The organism is Methylocaldum sp. (assembly GCF_039794385.1).
Classification (GTDB): Bacteria; Pseudomonadota; Gammaproteobacteria; order Methylococcales; family Methylococcaceae; genus Methylocaldum.
Genome location: NZ_JBDIVO010000191.1, coordinates 1 through 9,145, shown reverse-complemented (window position 1 = coordinate 9,145; position 9,145 = coordinate 1). Strand labels below are relative to the sequence as shown.

The 9,145-nt window shown below is 59.9% G+C and carries 7 protein-coding genes; 4 read left to right on the top strand and 3 right to left on the bottom strand.

Annotation, left to right across the window (positions count from 1 at the left end; translation table 11 throughout):
• Positions 1 to 141 precede the first annotated feature (141 nt).
• A complete protein-coding gene (locus ABJK70_RS15490; RefSeq protein WP_347258406.1) occupies positions 142 to 1,119 on the bottom strand; it encodes a LysR family transcriptional regulator in 978 nt (325 codons plus the stop codon).
• 43 nt (positions 1,120 to 1,162) lie between these two features.
• Here ABJK70_RS15490 and ABJK70_RS15485 point away from each other — a divergent pair, with 43 nt between their 5' ends.
• The gene (locus tag ABJK70_RS15485; RefSeq protein ID WP_077730247.1) at positions 1,163 to 1,801 is read left to right on the top strand and encodes an FMN-dependent NADH-azoreductase; all 639 of its coding nucleotides are present in this window, start codon (positions 1,163 to 1,165) and stop codon (positions 1,799 to 1,801) included.
• A 23-nt stretch (positions 1,802 to 1,824) separates the two neighbouring features.
• Positions 1,825 to 2,685, top strand: a complete 861-nt coding sequence (locus tag ABJK70_RS15480) for a pirin family protein (protein WP_347258405.1) — start codon at positions 1,825 to 1,827, stop codon at positions 2,683 to 2,685.
• On the opposite strand, the gene ABJK70_RS15475 is transcribed toward ABJK70_RS15480, so the two are convergent.
• Entirely contained in the window at positions 2,682 to 3,653 is a 972-nt protein-coding gene (locus tag ABJK70_RS15475) for a DUF5996 family protein (RefSeq protein WP_086135747.1), read from the bottom strand. The two genes, ABJK70_RS15480 and ABJK70_RS15475, sit on opposite strands and share 4 nt — an antisense overlap.
• A 579-nt stretch (positions 3,654 to 4,232) precedes the next feature.
• On the opposite strand from ABJK70_RS15475, the gene ABJK70_RS15470 reads away from it, so the two are divergent.
• A complete protein-coding gene (locus ABJK70_RS15470; RefSeq protein WP_347258404.1) occupies positions 4,233 to 6,056 on the top strand; it encodes a glycoside hydrolase family 15 protein in 1,824 nt (607 codons plus the stop codon).
• Positions 6,057 to 6,402: 346 nt separating this feature from the next.
• The gene (locus ABJK70_RS15465) at positions 6,403 to 6,822 is read left to right on the top strand and encodes a hypothetical protein (RefSeq protein ID WP_077730250.1); all 420 of its coding nucleotides are present in this window, start codon (positions 6,403 to 6,405) and stop codon (positions 6,820 to 6,822) included.
• Positions 6,823 to 7,082: 260 nt separating this feature from the next.
• Here ABJK70_RS15465 and ABJK70_RS15460 read toward each other — a convergent pair whose 3' ends face one another.
• Complete coding sequence (locus tag ABJK70_RS15460; protein WP_077730251.1) at positions 7,083 to 8,681, bottom strand: hypothetical protein; 1,599 nt, start codon at positions 8,679 to 8,681, stop codon at positions 7,083 to 7,085.
• Positions 8,682 to 9,145: the final 464 nt, after the last annotated feature.

Here is a 9,145-nt window from a genome sequence, read left to right as displayed (position 1 = left end):
TTGCCGGGGTGACGATTTGTGTAAAGATTCATGCACAGAGGCAGCTTTTACAATGTCCTTCCCCACGGTGAGACAGAGCACAGCTCGCCAACAAGCCAAGCGAATCGGAGTCCGCTGCGGGAGAAATCGGAGAACTGCGGGCTAGACGGAACCGCTGTTCATCCCGGTTCCGCTTTCGGCGGCGCAGGCGCGGATCAGTTCGGCCAGCTTGCGGGTGGCGGGGCCGGCAAGCTTGGGCTGGGCGAAGATGAGATACAGCGGCACCTTTCGGCGCTGTCCATCGCGCAGGGGCAGCGGCTTGAGCCGGCCGGAGGCGAGCGGCTCCTCGATCAGATGGCACGGAATCCAGCCGAAGCCCAGCCCCGCGCATAACAAGGCTATCCGCTTCTCGGGACTGGTCACGCTCCAACGCCGCGTCGCGCCGAGCCAGCCGGAATCGCGCGGCGCCAGTGTGCCCGAATCGCTCACGACGACGTGCAGCTCCCGGCTCAAGTCATCGGCATCCAGGGTTCGTCCGAGCCGGTGTAGCGGGTGGTCGGGATGAGCCACGGCAACGAGTTCCACGTCCAGCACGTGATCTCCCAAAAATCCCGGCGGGACTTGTCCGCCGATCGCGAGATCGGCGCGGCCCATGATCAGCGCCTCGTCGGTGCCGGACAGCACCTCTTCACTGAGCAGCACGCGCGTGTGCGGGCTGAGGGGCGCAAATTCCCTCAGCATGCGCAGCAGAAGGGGAGTGGGGAACAACGCGTCGACCACCAGCCGGATTTCCGCTTCCCACCCCTGCACCAGACTGTGGGCCAGTTTCTCCAGTTTAAGCGCTTCGCCGAGCAGTTCTTCGGCGTGGCGCAGAAGCGTCTCTCCCGATTCGGTGAGCTTTGCCTTGCGGCCGTGAATCTCCAGCAGTTTCAGGCCGAGCTGCTCCTGCAGCCGGCCGACCGTATAGCTGACGGACGACTGGCTGCGATGCAGCGCTTCGGCGGCCTGGGCGAATCCGCCGTATTCCACGATCGCCTGCAATACCCGCCATTGCTCGAGAGTGGTCCGGGGAATCTTCATATGATCGAATTCTTCGATAAGAATGCCCAGAATTTTGCGCTTTTTAATCGAGTCATACAAACCTATCCTGGTGCCGTCTATCGATTCTTACCAGGAGATCGCCATGGCCAACGTGCTGCAAATCAAGACCAGTTTGTCCGACACCGGCAACGCCAACCGCTTCGCCGACGCTTTCATCACTCAGTGGCGCGCGCGGCATCCGGAGGACAGGATCGTCACCCGCAACCTCGGCCGCGAGCCGATTCCGCACTTGGACGAGACCGCAATCACAGGCTTCTTCGCGCCGGCCGAGCGGCGCACTCCCGAGCAGCGGGCGGCAGTGGAACTTTCGGACGAACTGATTGCGGAGCTTCAGGCGGCGGATGTCCTCGTGCTCGGCGTTCCCATGTACAACTTCGGCATCCCGTCGACTCTCAAAGCCTGGATCGACCACGTCGCCCGCGCCGGAATCACGTTCGAGTACACGGAAAACGGCCCGGTCGGTTTGGTCCAAGACAAACAGGTGTTCGTGCTCGCCGCCCGCGGCGGAGTCCATCGTGGCACGCCGCAGGACACCCAAACCGCTTACCTGCGCAATGTGCTGGGTTTCCTCGGGATGACGGACGTCAATTTCGTCTATGCCGAAGGACTGGCTTTGGGGGAGACCGCCAAGGGGCAAGCGGAAACCGATGCGCTCGGGCAGATCGCCCGGCTTGTCGGTTCCCGAGCGGTAACGACTGCGGCGAAACCGATCGATGTTTGACAAATTGTTTGAGGAGAACACCCATGGCCACCTCTCCGAATTTTGTTACCCGCGAGGTCGAGCGACTGGTCACCGGCAATGCCGTTTCGGACGGTGCGGGGGTAAAACTGCTGCGCGTGCTGACCCCGGACTTGCAGCGGCGGCTCGATCCCTTTCTGATGCTTGATGAGTTCCGCTCCGACAATCCGGACGACTATCTCGCCGGCTTTCCCGATCATCCTCATCGGGGCTTCGAGACGGTGACCTATATGCTCGCGGGGCGCATGCGGCATCGCGACAACGCCGGCCACGAAGGCTTGCTGGCTGCCGGCGGCGTGCAATGGATGACGGCGGGTCGAGGCATCATCCATTCCGAGCTTCCCGAGCAGGAGCAGGGGCTGATGCACGGTTTCCAGCTTTGGATCAATCTGCCCGCGCGCGAGAAGATGACCGAGCCCGGCTACCGGGACATTTCGGCGGAAGCGATCCTGAGCACCACCACGGCCGAAGGCGTGACCATCCGGATCATCGCCGGATCGGTTGCGGGCATCGGCGGCGCGGTCAGGCGCGAGGCGACCGAGCCGCTCTATCTCGATCTCGAAATGCCGGCCGGAAGCGCTTACGAGGCGCCGATCCCTGGGGGACATAACGCGTTTCTGTACGTTTACGAAGGCGAAGTCGGCGTCGGCACACGCGGCGAGCCGGTGCGCGCCCGCCAGCTCGCGGTCCTGACCAACCGCGCGGATGCCGATGGCGTGCGGCTGACGGCTTCGCGCGGGGCTCGATCGTTGCTCGTCGCCGGCCGTCCCCTCAACGAGCCGATCGTGCAGTGGGGACCTTTCGTGATGAACACGCGCGACGAGGTCGAACAGGCCATGCACGATTTCCGCTCGGGCAAGTTTTAGGTCGTGGGGAAGGTAGGCTCTTTGCCGGATAGGCTCCGTTCCAACGACGGCCGATCCCAGTGTCCCAGATCGGCGGCCGCGTCATAGGTGCTTTGGAGAAACTCCAGCAGCAGCCGGCCGGGTGAATCCGCCTGCCGCACCTCGGAATAAGGCAGGACGAATTCCTTGAGCTCGGGGCTGTAAAACGCGCTTTCGGGACGTGCCCGTGCGTCCGGAAAACCTTTCGGTTCAGGGTAGGCATAGGCGTAGAAGGCTGGAAACGGGACAGCATCGTTACCCGGCCAGAAGCCGCAACTGCTTACCTCATGGGAATAGGCCTCGCGGACCACCCAATCGGGAAGATTGGGCACGCCGCCGGGGTGTTCGGGCGCGCGCCGGCCGGAGAAGCGTGTGACCGCCAGGTCGAAGCTGCCCCAGAAAAAATGCACCGGACTGCATTTGCCGATATAGCGCGCGCGGAATGCCTTGAATACGCTATCCGCCTGGGCCAGCACCCTCCAGCACCGGTGGGCGTGCTCGGCATCGTAGGCGGCGTGTTCCCGATCCTGGTCGAAGGGAATCGCGCGGGCGACCTCGTTGGGTTTTTTCCGTATGGCGACCTCGATATCCAGCGCCCGAAGCGCGGCAAAAATTTCCCGGTAGAAATCGGCCACCGTGCAGGGTAGAAGCGGGAATTGTCGCGCCGCGCCGTCGCTGGTCCGGATCACGAGTCGATGCTCGATAAAATCGAAATCGATCTGGAACGTTCGGTCACGATAGGGAATCGGCGAGGTCGTCAGCCCGGATGTCGTCAGATAAAGCACGACATGCCAGGAGTGGTTGATCCAGGGCGTCAAGGCCAGCCGGATTTTGCCGACGATCTGTGTCCACATATGCAAGGTCGCATAGGTGTCTTGCCATGCCTGCAAAGGCAGGTCCGGCCAGGCCGAATTGTCGTTGATGGTGCTCGAAGCGTTCTGGCTCGTCATGGTGACCTCCATCGAGCGGGGAATTTCAACGTCTACTTCCGCTTGTTCCCAAGCTCCTGCTCTCATCGTTATACACAAGACCCAGCGGGTGGTCGTCACCGTCATTCCGTCCATGGACGACGGAATCCAGGGCCATGGATGGTAACCGGCCGGTCGCACGCTGGCTTATCCGAAGCACAGCTCCGGCCCGCCGCTTCACCTCCGTGTGGCTGGATTCCGGCTTCCCTGCCGGAATGGCGGGTCCGGGCACGTTTCGGGTCGCTCGTAAGTTGTGTATAACGATGAGAGCTCCTGCTTGGGAATAAGGCCTTGGAAGCTCCAGCCTCGCAAAGGGCAGGAAGCCGGAGCTTCCAAGACTTGGGTTCCCAACCTTGAGGTTGGGAACCAACATCTGGTTTGATTTCTCGCGAGGTCCGGCCGTTCCGGAGTTCCGCATGCCGCCATGATTTACCTTTGTCAGAGCTTCCGGTTTCAGACGGAGCGAAGGCACTCCCGCGCGTCCTATCGGTCGAATCGATCAAGGTCTCACTCCGTGCGTTCGGTGCTTGTCCTGCGTCCCATCCGACTGGAGATACAGCCGTGAGCCAGCTTCCCATCGCTGACTACGCCTTTCTGTCCGATTGCCACGGGGCCGGCCTGGTCAGCCGCGCCGGCTCGGTCGACTGGCTTAACTTTGCCCGTTTCGACGCGCCCGCGATCTGCTCGCGGCTTCTGGATACGGACGGCGGCCATTGGGCCATCCGCCCGGTTGGCCAAGCATCGACGCGCCGCCGGTATCTCGACGGCACCCTGGTGCTTGAAACGACCTTCGAGACGCCGACCGGCACCGTGGTTCTGACCGACGCGCTGGCGATGGGACCCAACGAACGCGGCCACCAGCTCGGCGCCGACGCGCCGCATACCCTGATCCGCAGCGTCCGATGCCTGGCCGGGCACGCAGACCTCGAGATCGAGTACGCGCCCCGGCCGGAGTATGGGCTGGTCTTTCCCTTGTTGGTTCCGGTCGTTGGCGGCGTATCCGCGCGGGGCGGCGCCTCGGTGCTCCATCTCAGTTCGCCCGTGCCGTTTCAAATCACCCGTTCGACGGCATGGGCGGGCGTGAGAATCGAAGCCGGCCAACGCCTGGACTTCGCCTTGCAGCATCGTTCGAGTTCCGAAGCCGCGCCTCGAGTCTGGACCGAAGCGGATATCGCCGAACGGTTGGACGACACCATCACCGCCTGGCGCAGCTGGTCCGATCTCCACCAGAACTACGAAGGACCGTGGCGGGAGCTCGTCCGCCACAGCGGGCGCGTGCTTCAGGGGCTGACCTATTTTCCGACCGGCGCCATCGTGGCCGCACCGACGACTTCGCTGCCGGAAGCCGTGGGCGGCAGCCGCAATTGGGACTACCGCTACACTTGGGTGCGCGATGCGAGTTTCACCCTGGAAGCGCTGTGGGTGGCGGCCTGTCCGGACGAAGCCTATAAATTCTTCGACTTCTTGGCAGGCTCGGCCTTGACCCAGATCGAGCGCGGCGTGGATATGCAGATCATGTTCGGCATCGGCGGCGAGCACGATCTGACCGAACGCGAGCTGCCACATCTGTCCGGCTGGCGGGCCAGCCGTCCGGTCCGGGTCGGCAATGGCGCCTGGAATCAGCGGCAGCTCGATGTCTACGGCGAGCTGTTGAACGCAGCGTACCGGCTACAGGGACAGCTCACCACTCTCGATCCCATCACCCGTAATTTTCTCGCCGATGTCGCCGACGCTGCCGGTCGTTATTACCGCGATCCGGATCAGGGCATTTGGGAAATCCGCGGTCCGCCGCGAGACTTCCTGTACTCGAAACTGATGTGCTGGGTCGCCCTCGACCGGGCCATCGGGCTCGCAGATCTGCTCGGCGCCGCGGATCGTGTCGAGCGCTGGCGCGCCGTCCGCGAGGAAATCCGCCAGGCGATTCTTACCCAGGGTTGGAGCGAGCGGGCTCAGTCCTTTACTCAGGCGTTCGGTTCGGACGAGCTCGATGCTTCGGTCCTGATGATGGCGCTGGTCGGCTTCCTGCCGGCGGACGATCCCCGCATGCTGGCGACGATCGATGCGATCGAGCGGGAGTTGACGGACAAACGGGGGCTGGTATTCCGCTATCGCGCCGACGACGGGTTGAAAGGAGAGGAGGGCACTTTCCTGCTCTGCACTTTCTGGCTTGCCCACGCAGTCGCTTTGGCAGGAGAGGTCGAGCGCGCCAAGGGCATCCTGGCCCGCGGCGCCGTTTATGCCAACGATGTGGGCCTGCTCGCCGAAGAGGTCGATCCGAGCACGGGCGAGCTGCTCGGCAACTTCCCGCAAGCCTTCAGCCATATCGGCTTGATCAACGCCGCGTGGGCGATTGCCGAGGCCGAGCAAGCCCGATCGGCACCGTAATTCCATTCGACATTCGAGTGAACATTCATCGTAGGATGGGTAGAGCGAAGCGAAACCCATCGATGGTGGGTTAGCCCCTAGGCTCCGCGTAACCCGCCGATTCGAGGTCGCTGCGCGCCTGACCTATCCTACTTCGTCGGCCGAAGAATCGATCGTCGGCACCGGCGATCCTCATCTTTCTTTAATCTTTTCCCCGGCGGCGTTCTCATGTTGCTTCCGTACTCTAGTACCCGACGGGTGCGGCGATTCCTGGACACGTATCTAAAGGCGCACCGGTAAGAGCCGTTTTTTTGGGGGCCGCCTCGGTGCGGAGTCAGAGACTGATCTAATGCGTTAAAGGTGACTCATGCCAGCAAACATGCGGCAAGACGAGAGGATCGAGGTTTTTTCATTCATTGCCTTGTATGAAGGCCTCAGTGGATTGCTGATCGATCTCGATCTCTATGTGTTCAATAAGGCGGGCGAATTGATCGAGTGCCAGCCCATATGGAAGGGAAAGACCGTAGTGGCGCTTTCCGGGAGGGAACTGAGTAACGCGCGAGTCATGATCGGGCCGCCCATACGTGATTCCATACGCGGGCCAATCACGATGGACATGATTCGGAATTACCATGGTTTCGAGGTCGGGTTCGATTTAGTGCCCAAGACCCGCTCGGTTACGCTTTCCGCCGTGCCGGAGGCAATTTGGCGGACATGGCAACAATCGGGCTCATGGAGCAAAAGCAGAAAACATCCCAACGCGTTCGACGGTTTTCTATTTTGGTAGATGTCGGCGTCGTCTTGGTAGCGATTCCGTTGCGCCATTGAGAGCATTTTCCGGCTTGGCGTAGCGCCCCCAACGTGGAATAGGTCGGAAATCCTTTTCCGACGCAACGGTCGGAAAAGCGGCTTCGTCGGCAACGGATTGCCGACCTACGAATAGGTACGGGACAGTTCCCCCATCTAGCCGCTCTACATGGTATTTGCTTTTGTCTGCCTGACTTAAGGAGTGCCGCGCTGCGGCACTCCTTTGCCGATCTCTCGATGTTACGGCTTTACTCCGATGAGTTTCCAACCGCCATCCGGAGAGAGATTTGCTCTGCTGGACGATCCCACATAGAGGACGTCTTTCGTTGGAAGCATGTTCCGCACACCCATAACGGTTTCGGGATGGCCGAAGCCGTTTATGGTCCATGGTACTGCCTTGGAATTCCCATCGGGGAAGACCCAAAGGTCGGCACCGGGATTCTTGCTGAAGTTGACGCTGGATCCCGAGTCGAGCGTTCCCACGGCCAGCTTTCCTTGGAAAACCGCCATGGTCCAGGTATAGACATTGGTCGGAACGTCGAAGCCCGCCGCGCCGTAGAGCGGGGTCATGCCGCCCAGATTGTTATCCACCATGCTCCAAGTGCTGCCGTTGTATTTCGGTAACTGCTTTTCCCCGTAGAGCAGTTGAATCTCGGGACTGCTACCGAAATTGCGGCCGCGGAAGATCGGAATGGCCCGGCTGAGGTTCTTTTGGGTTTCAGTACGATCCTGGGGCTCTCCGTAGGTACTCACGAACGTGCTATAGACCGACCACGGCGGGTTCATATGTCCCCAGTAGAGGTAACCGGCGAACGAGGCCAAGTCGCCCACCCCTTGGGTCGAGGCAACGAGGTCGTCGACTTCGTAGTCATTTACTTCCCAAACCTTGGTCCAAAGGCCAGCATGGATAAGCCGCAGGCCTCCTGCGGGAATCGGCGGACTCATCCAGATCCCGGCCGGCGGGTTGTTGGTTCCGAGGAAGCTGCCGACCGAGCTGGACAGTGTCGACGGACGCCAGGTGGCCACGAAAAGACGCCCTTCGTGCACGGCCAGATTGACCGCATCGTTGTCTACCATACCCACTGTCGTGAAGCTGAAAGGATTGCTTCGAGTTCCCGTCCAGCGCAGTATTTCGCCGCCTCCGGTGAGTGTCTGCACGCCGGTATACATGGCGCCCTGCGCAGAGACGAATTTGCGGATGTTGGCGTATCGCAACAAAGTCGTCGAGCCGAGATATTGTTTGGTATCGGCATCGAAGGCAAACAAATTGACGCTCACCCCGAGCTGGCCCGGACCGGCGAGTATTGCCACGCCATTGGATACGCCGGCCGACCGTAAGCCCAAGGTCTCGTTGATGAGAGGGTCGTTCGGCGTAACATTGGTTTGCTTACCGGTGGCGATGTCATAAACCCATACCTGCGGCGGTCTCCAGTCGCCCAGGAATTGGCGCAATGGTACGGGAACGCCGGGGTATTGGCTCAGCGAGCCCTCGAGGACGTTGATGGGATTGCCGGTGGAATCGTTAGCGAAATCGCATTCCTGCAATCCGTCGCCTGCGGTTTGTCCTATACCCGCGACATTGGCTCCAGTTCCGATCCAGAGGGTCTGTTTCCATTGGGCCAGACCCCAAAGATAGGCCTGATTTCGCTTGGGCGTCGTGCCGGTGGGGCAGGCTCCATTTGCCGACGCGGCGACATAAGGCATGCCGCAGCCGTTCCAGCACTCGTCCGGGACGGCCTTCGCCAAGACGGTAGCGGTCTGCGCGTGGGAAACCGTTACCGCCGAATGGAAAATAAAAAGAGATAAGGGAAAAACAACTCGCCAATTGCACTTGATCATGTCGATACTCCTTTTTCCAAAGTGCATGTTTCCTGTTCGTATCATATTGCCCGTAACCGGGCAGAACTCGCATATTTGTTATATGTAATCGTTGAATTAAGTGGTTGCTTTCATTCTCCTCCTGAGTTGTTTTTGAATTTTTATTACGAGATTTCGGTATGGCACCGAATATTTTATTACGCGAATCTTATGCCATATCTATATTTTTAATTAGATCAATTATTTGCTTGGAGATAGTAAAGTGTCTGTAAAATTTTCTGACACCTTGATATTGCCGATCACGCGGGGAAGTTATGCCAATTCTTTGGAAAAAGGATATTCAGCGAACGTAGGCTGAGCCGAAATCGTAATATGTCCGGATCATGTGTATATTTATAATTATAATTATAGGTTAATTACTTGGCTTGGTATGGCGAATCGATTGTAAAATTTTCTGACACTGTTATTTGCTTGAAAGGCTAATT

What these genes read in the sequence shown, in the direction of transcription:
- ABJK70_RS15485 (WP_077730247.1), top strand. Translation starts at nt 1,163, where the DNA reads ATGGCCAACGTGCTGCAAATCAAGACCAGTTTGTCCGACACCGGCAAC.
- ABJK70_RS15480 (WP_347258405.1), top strand. Translation starts at nt 1,825, where the DNA reads ATGGCCACCTCTCCGAATTTTGTTACCCGCGAGGTCGAGCGACTGGTC.
- ABJK70_RS15475 (WP_086135747.1), bottom strand. Translation starts at nt 3,653, where the DNA reads ATGACGAGCCAGAACGCTTCGAGCACCATCAACGACAATTCGGCCTGG.
- ABJK70_RS15465 (WP_077730250.1), top strand. Translation starts at nt 6,403, where the DNA reads ATGCCAGCAAACATGCGGCAAGACGAGAGGATCGAGGTTTTTTCATTC.
- ABJK70_RS15460 (WP_077730251.1), bottom strand. Translation starts at nt 8,681, where the DNA reads ATGATCAAGTGCAATTGGCGAGTTGTTTTTCCCTTATCTCTTTTTATT.